Annotated in this window: 16 protein-coding genes and 1 pseudogene; 16 read left to right on the top strand and 1 reads right to left on the bottom strand. The window is 53.9% G+C overall.

The annotated features are described in order from the left end of the window. Positions 1 to 110: 110 nt before the first annotated feature. The 15 genes and pseudogenes from ETC05_RS14450 to ETC05_RS17915 all read left to right on the top strand — a co-directional run. Positions 111 to 1067 (top strand): annotated as a pseudogene (locus tag ETC05_RS14450) (ATP-dependent helicase ComFA); the annotation flags it as partial. Further along, positions 1064 to 1756: a ComF family protein gene (locus tag ETC05_RS14445; protein ID WP_171661323.1), complete on the top strand. Its 693-nt coding sequence runs from the start codon at positions 1064 to 1066 to the stop codon at positions 1754 to 1756. The pseudogene ETC05_RS14450 and the gene ETC05_RS14445, both read left to right, overlap by 4 nt. Before the next feature lie 64 nt (positions 1757 to 1820). After that, positions 1821 to 3536, top strand: a complete 1716-nt coding sequence (locus ETC05_RS14440; RefSeq protein ID WP_216366501.1) for a hypothetical protein — start codon at positions 1821 to 1823, stop codon at positions 3534 to 3536. Beyond that, a complete protein-coding gene (locus ETC05_RS14435; protein ID WP_171661321.1) occupies positions 3533 to 3796 on the top strand; it encodes a flagellar biosynthesis protein FlhB in 264 nt (87 codons plus the stop codon). Before ETC05_RS14440 ends, ETC05_RS14435 begins: the two co-directional genes overlap by 4 nt. Further along, positions 3783 to 4223 (top strand): YaaR family protein, encoded by a 441-nt coding sequence (locus ETC05_RS14430; protein WP_171661320.1) that lies wholly within the window; start codon positions 3783 to 3785, stop codon positions 4221 to 4223. Before ETC05_RS14435 ends, ETC05_RS14430 begins: the two co-directional genes overlap by 14 nt. 23 nt (positions 4224 to 4246) lie before the next feature. Next, positions 4247 to 4657 (top strand): TIGR03826 family flagellar region protein, encoded by a 411-nt coding sequence (locus ETC05_RS14425; RefSeq protein ID WP_031407001.1) that lies wholly within the window; start codon positions 4247 to 4249, stop codon positions 4655 to 4657. Positions 4658 to 4725: 68 nt separating this feature from the next. Then, positions 4726 to 4995, top strand: coding sequence for a flagellar biosynthesis anti-sigma factor FlgM (gene flgM, locus ETC05_RS14420; RefSeq protein WP_031407003.1), 270 nt, complete (start codon positions 4726 to 4728; stop codon positions 4993 to 4995). Next, positions 4992 to 5519, top strand: a complete 528-nt coding sequence (locus ETC05_RS14415; RefSeq protein ID WP_171661319.1) for a flagellar protein FlgN — start codon at positions 4992 to 4994, stop codon at positions 5517 to 5519. The genes flgM and ETC05_RS14415 overlap by 4 nt, the downstream gene beginning before the upstream one ends. Positions 5520 to 5607: 88 nt before the next feature. Further along, positions 5608 to 7149, top strand: a complete 1542-nt coding sequence (gene flgK, locus ETC05_RS14410; RefSeq protein WP_031407007.1) for a flagellar hook-associated protein FlgK — start codon at positions 5608 to 5610, stop codon at positions 7147 to 7149. 10 nt (positions 7150 to 7159) lie between these two features. Beyond that, positions 7160 to 8059 carry a flagellar hook-associated protein FlgL gene (flgL, locus tag ETC05_RS14405; protein WP_031407008.1) on the top strand — a complete coding sequence of 300 codons (900 nt, stop codon included), beginning with the start codon at positions 7160 to 7162 and terminating at the stop codon, positions 8057 to 8059. A 21-nt stretch (positions 8060 to 8080) separates the two neighbouring features. Beyond that, a complete protein-coding gene (locus tag ETC05_RS14400) occupies positions 8081 to 8671 on the top strand; it encodes a DUF6470 family protein (protein WP_171661318.1) in 591 nt (196 codons plus the stop codon). A 14-nt stretch (positions 8672 to 8685) separates the two neighbouring features. Further along, a complete protein-coding gene (gene fliW, locus ETC05_RS14395) occupies positions 8686 to 9120 on the top strand; it encodes a flagellar assembly protein FliW (protein WP_171661317.1) in 435 nt (144 codons plus the stop codon). A 13-nt stretch (positions 9121 to 9133) separates the two neighbouring features. Next, positions 9134 to 9373: a carbon storage regulator CsrA gene (gene csrA / locus ETC05_RS14390; protein WP_031407014.1), complete on the top strand. Its 240-nt coding sequence runs from the start codon at positions 9134 to 9136 to the stop codon at positions 9371 to 9373. A gap of 189 nt (positions 9374 to 9562) precedes the next feature. Further along, on the top strand, positions 9563 to 10354 hold the full coding sequence (locus ETC05_RS17920) for a flagellin N-terminal helical domain-containing protein (protein ID WP_171661316.1): 792 nt from the start codon (positions 9563 to 9565) through the stop codon (positions 10352 to 10354). A gap of 345 nt (positions 10355 to 10699) precedes the next feature. Next, positions 10700 to 10813, top strand: coding sequence for a flagellin (locus tag ETC05_RS17915; RefSeq protein ID WP_014196766.1), 114 nt, complete (start codon positions 10700 to 10702; stop codon positions 10811 to 10813). Positions 10814 to 11215: 402 nt separating this feature from the next. Here ETC05_RS17915 and ETC05_RS14375 read toward each other — a convergent pair whose 3' ends face one another. Beyond that, positions 11216 to 12160 carry an endonuclease gene (locus ETC05_RS14375; RefSeq protein WP_171661315.1) on the bottom strand — a complete coding sequence of 315 codons (945 nt, stop codon included), beginning with the start codon at positions 12158 to 12160 and terminating at the stop codon, positions 11216 to 11218. A gap of 214 nt (positions 12161 to 12374) precedes the next feature. Between ETC05_RS14375 and flaG the strand changes: the two genes are divergently transcribed. Then, entirely contained in the window at positions 12375 to 12737 is a 363-nt protein-coding gene (flaG, locus tag ETC05_RS14370; RefSeq protein WP_031407039.1) for a flagellar protein FlaG, read from the top strand. Positions 12738 to 12741: the final 4 nt, after the last annotated feature.

The following is a 12741-nucleotide window of genomic DNA, read 5'->3' as shown; positions in this document are numbered from 1 at the left end:
TTTGTTAGCGGTGTGCTGGCAGCGTGTGAATTCTTTGAGGACGCGCTTGAGGAGATGTGGGAAGAAAAGAAGGCGGAGTGATCCGCCTTTTTATGTATTCATTTCCTGTGGTATGCGGGGCAGGAAAGACGGAGATTCTCTTTCCCGCTATCGCTGCGGCGCTTGAGAACGGCGAACGCGTTTGCCTCGCCACGCCGCGGACCGATGTTGTCCGCGAACTGGCTCCCCGCTTTCGCCAAGCGTTCCCGCGCGTTCCGCTCGCCGTTTGGCATGGAGGAAGCGAAGAGCGCGGACGGATCGCTTCCTTGGTCCTCTCAACCACCCACCAGTTGCTTCGGGCTTACCGCGTTTTTGACGTCATGATCGTGGATGAAGTTGATGCCTTTCCATATTCTGCTGAGCCGATGCTCGAATACGCCGTCAGTCAAGCGCGGAAAGAACAGTCGAGCCTCATTTATCTGACCGCCACCCCATCGCGTGCTTGGCAGCTTGACATTCGGCGCGGGAGGCGGAATGCCGCCGTCATCCCCGCCCGCTACCACGGCCGTCCGCTTCCCGTCCCCGCGTTCGAATGGTGCGGCAATTGGCGCAAGCGGTTAGAGCGCGGCCGCTTGCCCCAGAACGTCCTTGCGTGGGTGCTCCGTCGTTTGGAGCAGGGAAAACAAGCGTTTTTATTTGTTCCTCATATCGATGAGCTTGAAGCTGTCACTCGCCTCTTGCAGCGCGTCAATCCCTACATCGTCGGTGTTCATGCCGAAGCCCCAGACAGAGCCGAGCACGTTCAGGCATTTCGCGATGGACTCGTGCCGCTGTTGGTGACAACGACGATCCTTGAACGGGGAGTGACGGTGCCGAACATCGATGTTGCCGTTCTCGGCGCCGAAGACCGCATCTTCACGGAAAGCGCCCTCGTGCAAATCGCCGGCCGCGTGGGCCGTCACGCCGCGTTTCCGGATGGCGATGTCCGCTTTTTCCATCACGGAAAAACGAATGCCATGGTACGGGCGCGCCGCCATATCCTCCGCATGAATGAAGAAGCGAAGAAACGGGGGCTGTTGCGCCGATGAACTGCCTTCTTTGCCATTCCTCGTATAACCCGATTGCGAGCTGGCGTCAACTTCTTTTCCTCGAAGACCTTGACGTCCTTTGCCCGCGCTGTCGCGGGTCGTTCAAACTCATTGACGGCCGCCTTTGCGAGATGTGCGGCCGCCCGCTTGAGGAAGCCAAGCCATCGCTGTGTGCCGATTGCCTCCGGTGGCAGGAAGATGAACAGTGGGGGAGGGTGCTCGTGAAAAACCGGTCTGTGTATATATACAACGACTGGATGAAAGAAGTCGTCGCCTTATGGAAATTCCGCGGCGACTATGCCATCGTCGCTGCGTTTCACCGTCCGTTTTCCCAAGCATTTCGCCGACATTTCGGCCGCGATTGGCACATCGTCCCGATCCCGTTGAGCCCCGAACGGCTGCATGAGCGCGGCTTCAACCAAGCCGAAGCGCTCGCCCGCCTGCTTCCGTCCCCGTTCTTTCCTTGGCTGGCCCGCAAACACTCTGAAAAACAATCGAAAAAATCGCGCCGCGAGAGGCTCGAGACGGACAATCCGTTTTTTCTCTCCGGACATGCGCCGATCAATGGGAAGCGAATCGTCCTCATCGATGACATTTACACGACGGGCATCACCGTCCGTCATGCGGCCCGTGTGCTGCTGGAGGCGGGGGCGGCTGAGGTGGGAGCGTTGACGCTCATTCGCGCGTAACAGTGTAAACATTGGAAGCCTACGTGCCGATATAAACAGTAGGAGAACAAAGAGCGAGGAAAGAATGATGATGCGTATCCATCACGATCAACGATCCAATGAGATCACCGCACCGGCTGTTTCATTGCAGCCGGGGAGCGTGCAGATGGCGGTAATGAAAGAAAGGTTCAACGATCAAGAGGCCGTGGTCGCCATCGGCCAACAGGATGTCCGCGTCCGCTTTGTGGATGGCGTGCCGAGCGACCGTTCGTTTATGGTGCGGCTTGTGAAGCAAGAAGGTGGGACGTGGGTGGCGCAAGCGGTGCCACTATCGTCTATAGGGCGGTTTCCGCCATCTTCGTTGGACGATGGAATCGATCTATGGCTGTCAGCCCGTGGCATCCGCCTGACCGAAAAGGAAAAGGAAGCCGTTCGTCGCTTTTGGGAGACGGAAGGCGGCTCGATCAAGCAAAAACAAGAAACGGTCGCTGCTTTGACGGCGAAACAGCTCGAGGTGACCGAGACACATTTGCGCCTAGCGCATGAAGCGCTCCACGGCCCGCCACTCGGAGACCTGTTGGCGCCGTTGCTGACAAAAACAGAGGAACCGGAAGAAACCCATGAAGCAAAAGCAGCGCCTGTTCGTGAACAGACGGAGCGATTGGAAGGTTCGCGCGCCTATGCGGCTGCATCGGAGCTGGTTCTTCCGCCGGCAGAGGCTCGGACGTTTGTCATGACGGCAGTGACAGAAAAAATGAGGCAATTGGTCCACGATTTTCGCGTTTGGCAGCGTGATATGGCCCGTCAGCTTGAACAATTTGCGCATGCTGCTGCCCAGCAGGCGACAGAGCGGGCCGTGCCGCTTGTCGAGTCGCTCATTCATTCGCTTGACCGGATGTTGCTAAACGGGGACTGGCTGTTGTTTACCGATATGAAAACGGAAACGAAGCTGCTGGAGGCGGGTGCGAAGTTGGCAGAGGCGAAACGCGGCCTTGCGGAAGGAAAGATGGACGAAGCCGCCAAGACGGTGCGTGAAGTGAAAGCGTTGTTGGAGTCGCTCCGCTTTCAGCCGTCCGAGCAAAAGGTGATGCGCTTTTTCCTCGAATCAGACGAGCGGCAAGGCACGAAGCCGCACGAGCAGCTGTCGCGCATACTGAAACACGCGTCCCAAGCGGCTCGTGACAACGCATTATCGGCGAGAGGCGTCGTTGAATCGCTGCGCCGCCTCGGCTTTTTCCATGAACAAGAGACTGCCCGTGCGCTCTTGAGCGGGGAGCGGTTACAGCCGGTCGAGAATTTGAAGGCAATGCTGCTGTCATGGGTTGAGGAAGGAACCGCTCCCGCGCAGGCCGAACGGGTGCTCATGAATCTTACCGGCCAACAGCTGCTCAACAAATTTACTGTTGACAGCCACACCCAAACCATGTTGTACCAGTGGCCGCTCTCGCTTCATGGTGAGATGGCGACCGTGCATGTGCACGTCAACGCTCGCAGCGGTGGCGGCCAACTTGATTGGCAAAACTGCCGCCTCTACTTTTTGTTGGACACGAATCAAGGCAAAGTGGGGATTTCTTTGCAGGCGATCGAACGGCAGCTGTCCGTAACGGTGGAAACAGAATACGAGCGGTTGGCGGCGGTGTTGCAGTCATACGCGGCGACAGTCAAAGATCATTTGGAACAGATCGGTTATCGGGTGCAACGCCTCATTTTCCAACCGATGGACACCCAAGACGAGGAGCGGGCGGCGACAGACAGAGTGAAGACGGAAAACGAAACGAGCCAGTGGGAGTGGACGATATGAACAGACACCGTTACGCCCCTGCTTTTACATCATATGAGCAACATCTTGGCCGACAGCCGCGGCAGCTCGCTGATGAGGTGGCCGACAAGGCGGAGCGGGCGGGCATTCCGCTGCCCCATGACCGGGAGTTGCTGAGACAGCTGGCCGATCCGGTGCTGCGCGTCCCGCCGCAGCTTTACGCGGTGATCGGGGAAGTTTTACAATGGATTCAGAAGCTTGATGAACAAGACGGTAGGAGCGAAGGAGATGGAGATCAATAAGATTGCCAACACCCCATCGGTTCCAATCGGCAAAAAAGCGGCGGCTTCTTTTTCGCCATCCGTGTCATTTGCCGAGCTGACCGCCAAGGAGCAGGAAAAGCTGCGAAACGAGCGGCTGAGGCAGTTGGCGGATGAAATCGAACAGCAAGGAAAAAAACTGGCCAAGTCGCGGACGGTTGACGATTTACGGCGGTATAAACAGCTCGTCAGACAATTGCTCGATGAAGCGGTGAACCATGGCTTGAAACTGACGGAGCAGTATGGGTTCCATTGGAGCGGCCGTTCTCGCGTCTATCAGATCGTCAAAACGATCGACCAAAAGCTGCTTGACGTCACCAACGCGGTGCTCGAGCAAGAACGGCCGAGGATGGATTTGCTGCAGAGGTTGGGGGAAATTCAAGGGTTGATCGTCAATTTGTATACGTAATGGGCACATGTGGGGGGAGAAGAATGGATTTAGAAAATTGTCCGGTTTGCGGCCGTCTGTTTGTCCGCTCGCCGTTTCGCGATATTTGCCCGTCTTGTCATGAAGAAGAAGAACGGCAATTTCAAACCGTGGTCCAATTTTTGCGGCGCCGGGAAAACCGGCTGGCAACGATGGAGCAAATTGTCGAGGCGACAGGCGTGCCTGAAACGTTGTTGGTCAAATTCATCAAAAGCGGCCGATTAACGTTGGCGCAGCTGCCGAACTTAGGATATCCGTGCGACCGTTGCGGTAAGCTGATCCGCGAAGGCAGAATGTGCGCCGACTGTTCAAAAGATTTGCAAAGGCAGCTGGAAATGGTGAAAAAAGAAGAAGAACAGAAGAAAAAACAAGTGTTTCGCACGTATTACACCGACAAAGAACGAAATGGCCGCTAAACAAATGAATGGATTGACCGATAATAGTAGTAAGACAACAACGTGCGGAACGGATAGGAGGAATCGCAGTGAGAATCGATCACCGGTTTTTGATTGGCGTTCATCCTTACCGTCAGTACTCGGGCACCTTACAAGGAAAAACAGGGCAACCCGGGCGGCGGGATCGCGTCGAAATTTCTGAGGAGGCAAAAGAGCTGCAGCAACGCTCCACTTGGGCTGCCGAGCGGGAAGAGAAAGTGCGCCGGTTGAAGGAGCAAATCGACAACGGAACGTATGAGATCGATGCCCGCGCCATTGCGGAGAAACTATACAAGTTCTATAAGGGCGATGGCCAATGAACACAAGGATAGAAAATCAGCGAACCGATGATGAACAGCGTGCGCCAGCGCTGCAGCTGATGGCGATCCTTGACCGGCACTTGGTGCTGCACCGGCATTTGCTTCAATTGGCCTATCAAAAAACGGACGTATTAAAACGAGGCGATACGGACGGATTAATGCAGCTGATCCAAAAAGAACAAACGGCGATTGCCGCCATCCAGCAGCTCGAGCGCGAGCGGGCACAGCTCGTTGCCGCATGGTCTGACGATGAGAATCCGCCATCATTAGCCGATTGCCTGCCGAAAATAGGCGGGGAGGAGCGGCAAAAAGTCGAACGGTTGGCAGACGAGCTCCTTGCCGTCATCCGCGAACTTCAAGCGGCCAACGAGCTGAACGGGCAGCTCATCCGCCAGTCGCTGCAATGGGTGACGCTTATGCTCGACCAGTGGCTGCCGCAGCCGCCCAACGTGACCTATACGGCGCCAAATCAGAACGCTGCCGCGCACGAGCGCGCGCGTTCGCTCTTTGATTCGAAAGTGTAGCAACGATCCGACGGGCGGCCAAAAGGAAAGCGACTGGAGCCGCTAAACAGAACCATCGCAAGTATTGGAAGGGAAAAGGAGGAGCACGATGGGATCAACATTTCACGGGCTGGAAGTCGCCAAGCGCGGCATGGCCGTGCAGCAAATGGCACTGTACACGACCGGCCATAACATTGCCAACGCCAACACGCCCGGCTATTCACGCCAGCGCGTCAACTTTGTCCAAAGCGAGCCGTACCCTCCAGCGTCCATGAACCGCCCGCAAATTCCGGGACAGATGGGGACGGGGGTCGAAGCGGGGTCGATTGAGCGGGTGCGCGACCGCTTTTTTGACTGGCAATACCGCGGCGAGAACAACAAGCTCGGCTATTGGCAAGCCCAAGCCGATGCGTTAAAAAAAATGGAGGACATTATGAACGAACCGTCCGACAGCGGTTTGTCGAAAACCATGGATCAATTTTGGCAGGCGCTCCAAGATTTAAGTGCAAACCCGGAAAACACAGGGGCCCGCTCGGTCGTGCGCCAGCGCGGACTGGCAGTGGTCGAGACGTTTCATTATTTGGCCGATTCGTTGACGTCGATTCAAAACGATCTCGCCAATGAAATTCAAGTGACCGTCAAATCGATCAACTCGATCGCGGAACAGCTGTATAAAATCAACCAACAAATTGCCGAAGTCGAACCGCACGGCTACTTGCCGAACGATTTGTATGATGAGCGCGACCGACTGCTCGATGAACTGTCCGCGCTCGTCAAAATCGAAGTCGAGCCGCGGCCAAGCGGAGGCAAAGCGCTGAACATAGCGGAAGGTGCTTATGATGTTTATATTTTGGATGGCAACGGCCAGCGCCAGCTGTTGGTGAATGGCACCCAAGGATATCGGACGCTGTCCGTATCGCCGAGCGCTAGCGCTGCCCCGGAGACGCCAACCGGCCCGCTTACCGGACTGTCGCTTGGAGGATCTTCCATCCCGTTTGTCGCCTCCGGCAAGTTGAAAGGGTTGATCGAGGCCTACGGATATGATGACGGAAGCGGTGTCAAAGGCATTTATCCCGATATGTTGAAAAAGCTCGATACCCTCGCGTATTCGTTCGCCAAGCGGTTTAACGAAGTGCACCAAACGGGGTATACGCTAAGCCCGAGCAACCCGGGAGGATTGTTTTTCACGGATTTGACGCAAGTGGATGGGGCAGCGAAAGCGATCCAATTGTCATCCAATATCGATGATTTAAACAACATCGCCGCTTCATCGGCGCCGAACGAACCGGGGAACGGCTTCAACGCCATTCGTCTCGCCAATGTCAAAAACAGCAATTTTGCCAACTTGCAAGATCCGGCACCATCGGTCTCGTATCCAATCACGGCAGGCACGCTGCAGGCGTATTACGAAAGCATGATCGGTCAGCTGGCGGTCGATGCCCAACAGGCGAACCGCCTCGTCAACAACTCCGAAGTGCTCCGCCAGTCGGTGGAGGAACGGCGCCAGTCCGTCAGCGGGGTGTCGCTCGATGAGGAAATGACGAACATGATTCGGTTTCAGCACGCCTACAACGCGGCGGCGCGCACGATTACGACGATCGATGAGATGCTCGATAAAATCATTAACGGCATGGGAATTGTCGGAAGGTAGGTGAATGACGATGCGTGTCACGCAATCCATGCTGACGCAAAATATGTTGCGTAACTTGAGCCAAAGCTACGAGCGACTCGGCAAAATTCAAGACCAGCTGTCAACCGGCAAAAAAATCACCCGTCCGTCCGATGACCCGGTCGTGGCCATTAAAGGAATGGCCTACCGGACGAACTTAACCGAGGTCGAGCAGTTTAAACGCAATTTCTCCGAAGCCCATAACTGGATCGATGCGTCCGACTCGGCGCTCAACGAAGCGACGCAAGTGCTCCAGCGCATTCGCGAGCTCGTTGTCCAAGCCAGCAACGATACGTATGAACAATCACAGCGCGCGCATATCGCAAAAGAGATCGATGAGCTAAAAGACCATTTGGTTTCCATTGCCAACACGCAAATCGCGGGCAAATACATTTTTAACGGCACGGACACCCTTCATCCGCCGGTCAATTTGGACGATCCCGTGAACAAAGTGTCGACGAACACAGAACAAGTGAAAATCGAGCTGTTAAAAGGCATCGAGCTACCGGTTAACGTCAATCCGACGCGCGTCTTTACGTACAGCGCGACTCCGGGACAAGGGCTGTTCAGCGATTTAGAAGCGCTTGTGAATGACCTGGAAGCCGGCAAGAGCGGCCAAGAGCTGAACGTTTATTTATCGTATATGGACAAACACATTGACAACGTCTTGGCCGAGCGGGCCGAGCTTGGCGCGCGAAACAACCGCCTTGAGCTGATGGAGGCGCGCGTCGATGAACAGGAAGTCATCGCCCAACAAATTTTATCCAACAACGAAGACGCTGATATCGAACGGGTCATCACTGATTTAAAAACACAGGAAAGCGTGCACCGCGCCGCCCTCGGCGTCGGCGCCCGCATCATCCAGCCGACGCTGCTCGACTTTTTGCGCTAAGCGGGTAAGGGGGAAATGACGATGCAGCTGCCGCAAATCCGCCTGCAGTCAACGATGGCGAAAATCGCCATCGAAACCGTTCCGGCGAAACTGAAAATCCAACAGCCGCCTGCCGAGTTGGAAATCGAGCAGCCCCCGGCCCGACTCACGATCCGTACGACGCCGTCCAAGCTGACGATTGACCAGACAAAAGCGTGGGAAGACATGAATTTGGAACATATCTTTCGCCGCATCGAAAAGTTTGCCGAACAAGGATACAGCGATTGGCTGGACGGACTGGCCCGCGTCTCTCGCCAAGGGGACGAGCTCATGCGCATCGAGGACGGCGGCAACCCGATCGCCGAGCAGGCGAAAGAAAACAGCGAATCGCCGATGTACGAATTCAACATCGGCTGGGTGCCATCCCCGTTCAGCGTTCGCATATCCTATACCCCGGCGGATGTGGATATTCGCTTTGAGACACACAAACCAATCATCCGCGCCCGCACGCGTTCGCCGATCATTCGCTACACGCCGGGCGAGGTGGCGATTCGCCTCGCCCAGCGCCCATCGCTGGACATTGATTTTGCCCATTTGCGCTTCGTCGGCGTCCATTTTGATATGTTGATTTGAAAAGGTGTGAAAACATGAAGGTACGGACAAAATATCATGGTGAGATTGACATCGCTGAACAGGACATCGTCCGCTTTCCTCACGGTTTGCCCGGATTCGCAAACGAGAAGCGGTTCGTTCTTCTCCCGCTCGCCGACACGCCGTTTGTCATCTTGCAGTCGGTCGAGACGCCCGCGCTCGGGTTTGTGTTGATCGAGCCGTTTTCCTACTTTCCATCGTATGAGTTTGAACTCGACGAGGCAACGGTGGAACAGCTTGAGATCGAAAGCGAACGCGACGTCGCGGTATATGTCATCCTTACCGTCGCCGACCCGTTTCACGAGACGACGGCGAACTTGCAGGCGCCTGTCGTCATCAACGTTCGCCAACGAACCGGCAAGCAAGTGATCTTAACGAACACCGCGTACAAAACGAAACATCGCCTCTTCCCGGATAAAGTGGCGACATAAAGGGGGCGGCCCGATGCTTGTCTTAACGCGCAAATTGAAAGAAGCAATCCAAATCGGCGATGATATCGAAATCACCGTCCTCGCCATTCAAGGCGATCAAGTGAAACTTGGCATCAACGCGCCCAAGCACATCGACATTCATCGCAAAGAAGTGTATCTCGCCATCCAAGCGGAAAACAGCGCCGCCTCCGAAGCACCGGAAGCGTCGCTCGCCGCATTGACCGCCAAACTGAAACAATGGAAACAACCATAACCCGAAGCGCCCAAACGGCGCTTTTTTTCGTCCCGATGAAAAAATTTTTTCTCGTTCCCTATTAAACTTCCAAAAAACGCGCCGATATAAAAAGTGAGCGCGACATACGGCGAAAGGCGGCCGACTTTCGCCCCATGCCAGCGCGTTCCACAAGGACGTGGAAAAACATCATTCAAGGAGGAAGAGAACATGCGAATCAACCACAACATCGCGGCGTTGAACACGTATCGCCAACTGACGATCGGTCAAGGCGCCGCAGCGAAAAACATGGAAAAACTGTCTTCCGGTCTGCGCATCAACCGCGCGGGCGACGACGCAGCAGGTCTGGCCATCTCCGAAAAAATGCGCGGGCAAATTCGCGGGTTGGAGATGGCTTCGAAAAACTCCCAAGATGCGATCAGCCTCATCCAAACGGCAGAGGGGGCGTTGAACGAAACGCACTCGATCCTGCAACGGATGCGGGAGCTGGCGGTTCAAGCGGCGAATGATACGAACACTACTACTGACCGTCAACGATTACAAGAAGAAGTCGATCAATTAGCTAATGAAATTACTCGTATTTCTAACACCACAGAATTTAACACAATGAAGCTGTTAGATGGCTCAAAAGATAGTACTTCGAGTGTGACCGGTGCTGCAGATTTGACATTCCAAATTGGGGCTAATCAAGGTCAAACTATCACATTATCTATCAAGGCGATGGATGCCGTTACTTTAGGTGTTGCAAGTGGAACTGCTGCTACCAATGGTGGGGATGCTACTGTAACGTCAGGGATTGATATATCGAGCAGCGCGGCGGCTGCTACGGCTGCAATTACAACTATCCAAAATGCAATTGATACTGTATCAGCCGAACGTTCGAAGTTAGGTGCATACACGAATCGTCTCGAACACACGATCAACAACTTAGGCACTTCGGCGGAAAACTTAACCGCGGCGGAATCCCGCATCCGCGACGTTGATTATGCCTTAGCCGCTTAGCGGCGACAGGCACAGTCGTCCTAGCTGGAAACGGCTAGGATCATCACCGGGTGAATTGCTGGGAAGCCCTGAGAGCCTTTGGCGCCACAACGGAGCCGGAAACGGCAGACGTGACGGCGGAAAAAGCCGAAGGATTGGGCAATCAGCAGCCAAGCTCCTGTCCCGAAAGGGTGGAGAAGGTTCAACGACTAGGGCATACCGCCTACGGCTCGTGCTATGGCGATGAAGCCCGTAGGGTGAAGAGGATTTCCATCGTCCTCGCTCATCCGAAGCGCCCGGCCCCTAACAGGTGAAGCTGAGGGTGAAGATGTAGTCTTGTCCCGCACCGAAAGGGCGGGTGGCACGATGGCCAAAGAAATGATGGAATTCACGAAAAACAACATCTTGGCGCAAGCAGCGCAAGCGATGTTGGCTCAATCAAACCAACTGCCGCAAGCGGTGTTGCAGCTGCTTCGGTAGGCTGGTTTGGCGGGCGTCTTAGCTGGAAACGGCTAAGAGGATGACTGGGTGAATTGCTGGGAAGCCCTGAGAGCCTTTGGCGCCACAACGGAGCTGGAAACGGCAGACGTGAGGGCGGAAAAAGCCGAAGGATTGGGCAATCAGCAGCCAAGCTCCTGTCCCGAAAGGGTGGAGAAGGTTCAACGACTAGGGCATACCACCTACGGCGAGTGCTATGGTGATGAAGCCCGTAGGGGAGGCTGATGCCGACCCGAAGCGCCCAGCCCCTAACAGGTGAAGCTGAGGGTGAAGAGGTAGTCTACACAACGGTCGAAAGACGTTGAGGCATGGCAAGCCAACCAACAACCGCAAGGGGTATTGCAATTGCTTCGTTAATCATAGGACAAGAGACCTTAGGGTGGCCTAAGGTCTCTCTTGTTTATTGAGGTGTTCCACGGCGCATAAATACACGACTTCGCTTACTGTTAAGCCCGCACGCTGCCTGCAGTCATGGATAGATCGAAGGTGTTCCTCGGTCAATGTGATTTGATACGGTGTGGCTGTGGCTTTGTTTATTTTCAATGCGGAAAGATTTTCTATAAACCATGTTCTATAAAGGGCCGTGTCTTGCAGCTTGTTGTATATGATTGGAAGTTGCTTTAACATGTGGTGAATCTCTTGAGTTGGTCGGGAAATGTGGATACTGCTTGGCAAGTAAATCGTTGTTCGTTTCTTCTTCGGGCCTTGCCTTGGGAGGGAAGGAATCGTAATTTTCCGGCTCATGCTTTCATGTACGAACGGTTCGATTAAACGGATGAAGTAAATGATTTGCGGTTTGTCGTAAAGGACGAGCCTGTTATACTTGTCCAATTTGAATGTCAATCCGTATCGTTTTTTGATCAATTTTATCAATGTCTCGTTCTCGGTTGTTGTAAAGCCATCAGTGGATAAAATGATTTTTTTGATCTGGTTGTTTTCCATTTTCAAATGGCCATCGTCTTGGTACCACCATGCGAGACAAAGGGGAGTAAATGACAAAGACAAAAATTCAAAAGGGATCATTTTTCGGTTGTGTGGATACCATAACGTCTTCAGCTGCTGGACGATTTCGCATTTGCGCGACTGGGTGTAATAATGCTCTGTAAATCCATTTTTTGTGCGTGGGTCTAACACTTTACGATATTTTGGTTTTGAGAGAGGAAGATAGTTGCTCAGTTGTTTATAGCAATGAAAAAACCAAGATTGGTCGTGAATGGAATGGGAAAAGCGAAACCGCGGGCTGCGAGTCTTTTCGATACTAATGTTGCCGTCTCCAAGCAATTTTCCGTTGATCATACTTAATGCTTGTACGGGGAGTTGGCGAAGCATTTTATTTCTCCTTCCAAACGGAACATTTGTTCTATATTTTATTATAAATGGAGTTGTTGGTCAAGCTCAATGCGCTTAGCGAAGCGATTTTAGTTGCTTCAAGATTATACACCAATCCCTAACCAAAATGAAATTCCCCTTCCCCCCTTTACATCTCCTGCTTCCCATCCGATATAAACGATAGAAAGCGTCCAAAACTAAAGGAGCGGATCGTATGACGATTGAACGGTTGTCTTCTTCGTTTCCTTCGTATGAACCGATGCGAAATGACCAAGCGAAGGCGAGCGCTGGGGTGGCGGCGGTGCGGCCGCCGGAACGGGAAGAGTCTGCTTCTTCTCCTGCGCGGCTGTTTTCGCACGATGAGTTGGAGAATGTGGTCAATGGACTGAATGAGTTGTTGCAGCCGAGTCATACATCAATTCGGTTTGAGCTGCATAAGGAGCTGAATGAGTACTACGTGCAAGTGGTCGATGAAAAGACGCATGAGGTGATCCGCGAAATTCCGCCGAAAAAGCTGCTGGATATGTATGCAGCGATGATGGAGTTTGTCGGATTGTTGGTGGATCGAAAAATTTAACGGT

The sequence above is a fragment of the Geobacillus sp. BMUD genome, from assembly GCF_013096845.1.
GTDB lineage: Bacteria > Bacillota > Bacilli > Bacillales > Anoxybacillaceae > Geobacillus > Geobacillus vulcani.
This window is presented reverse-complemented; position numbering and strand designations above follow the sequence as displayed.

What these genes read in the sequence shown, in the direction of transcription:
- ETC05_RS14435 (WP_171661321.1), top strand. Translation starts at nt 3,533, where the DNA reads ATGAACAGACACCGTTACGCCCCTGCTTTTACATCATATGAGCAACAT.
- ETC05_RS14440 (WP_216366501.1), top strand. Translation starts at nt 1,821, where the DNA reads ATGATGATGCGTATCCATCACGATCAACGATCCAATGAGATCACCGCA.
- fliW (WP_171661317.1), top strand. Translation starts at nt 8,686, where the DNA reads ATGAAGGTACGGACAAAATATCATGGTGAGATTGACATCGCTGAACAG.
- ETC05_RS14415 (WP_171661319.1), top strand. Translation starts at nt 4,992, where the DNA reads ATGAACACAAGGATAGAAAATCAGCGAACCGATGATGAACAGCGTGCG.
- flaG (WP_031407039.1), top strand. Translation starts at nt 12,375, where the DNA reads ATGACGATTGAACGGTTGTCTTCTTCGTTTCCTTCGTATGAACCGATG.
- ETC05_RS14445 (WP_171661323.1), top strand. Translation starts at nt 1,064, where the DNA reads ATGAACTGCCTTCTTTGCCATTCCTCGTATAACCCGATTGCGAGCTGG.
- ETC05_RS14375 (WP_171661315.1), bottom strand. Translation starts at nt 12,160, where the DNA reads ATGCTTCGCCAACTCCCCGTACAAGCATTAAGTATGATCAACGGAAAA.
- ETC05_RS17915 (WP_014196766.1), top strand. Translation starts at nt 10,700, where the DNA reads ATGGCCAAAGAAATGATGGAATTCACGAAAAACAACATCTTGGCGCAA.
- ETC05_RS17920 (WP_171661316.1), top strand. Translation starts at nt 9,563, where the DNA reads ATGCGAATCAACCACAACATCGCGGCGTTGAACACGTATCGCCAACTG.
- flgK (WP_031407007.1), top strand. Translation starts at nt 5,608, where the DNA reads ATGGGATCAACATTTCACGGGCTGGAAGTCGCCAAGCGCGGCATGGCC.
- ETC05_RS14425 (WP_031407001.1), top strand. Translation starts at nt 4,247, where the DNA reads ATGGATTTAGAAAATTGTCCGGTTTGCGGCCGTCTGTTTGTCCGCTCG.
- ETC05_RS14430 (WP_171661320.1), top strand. Translation starts at nt 3,783, where the DNA reads ATGGAGATCAATAAGATTGCCAACACCCCATCGGTTCCAATCGGCAAA.
- flgL (WP_031407008.1), top strand. Translation starts at nt 7,160, where the DNA reads ATGCGTGTCACGCAATCCATGCTGACGCAAAATATGTTGCGTAACTTG.
- csrA (WP_031407014.1), top strand. Translation starts at nt 9,134, where the DNA reads ATGCTTGTCTTAACGCGCAAATTGAAAGAAGCAATCCAAATCGGCGAT.
- ETC05_RS14400 (WP_171661318.1), top strand. Translation starts at nt 8,081, where the DNA reads ATGCAGCTGCCGCAAATCCGCCTGCAGTCAACGATGGCGAAAATCGCC.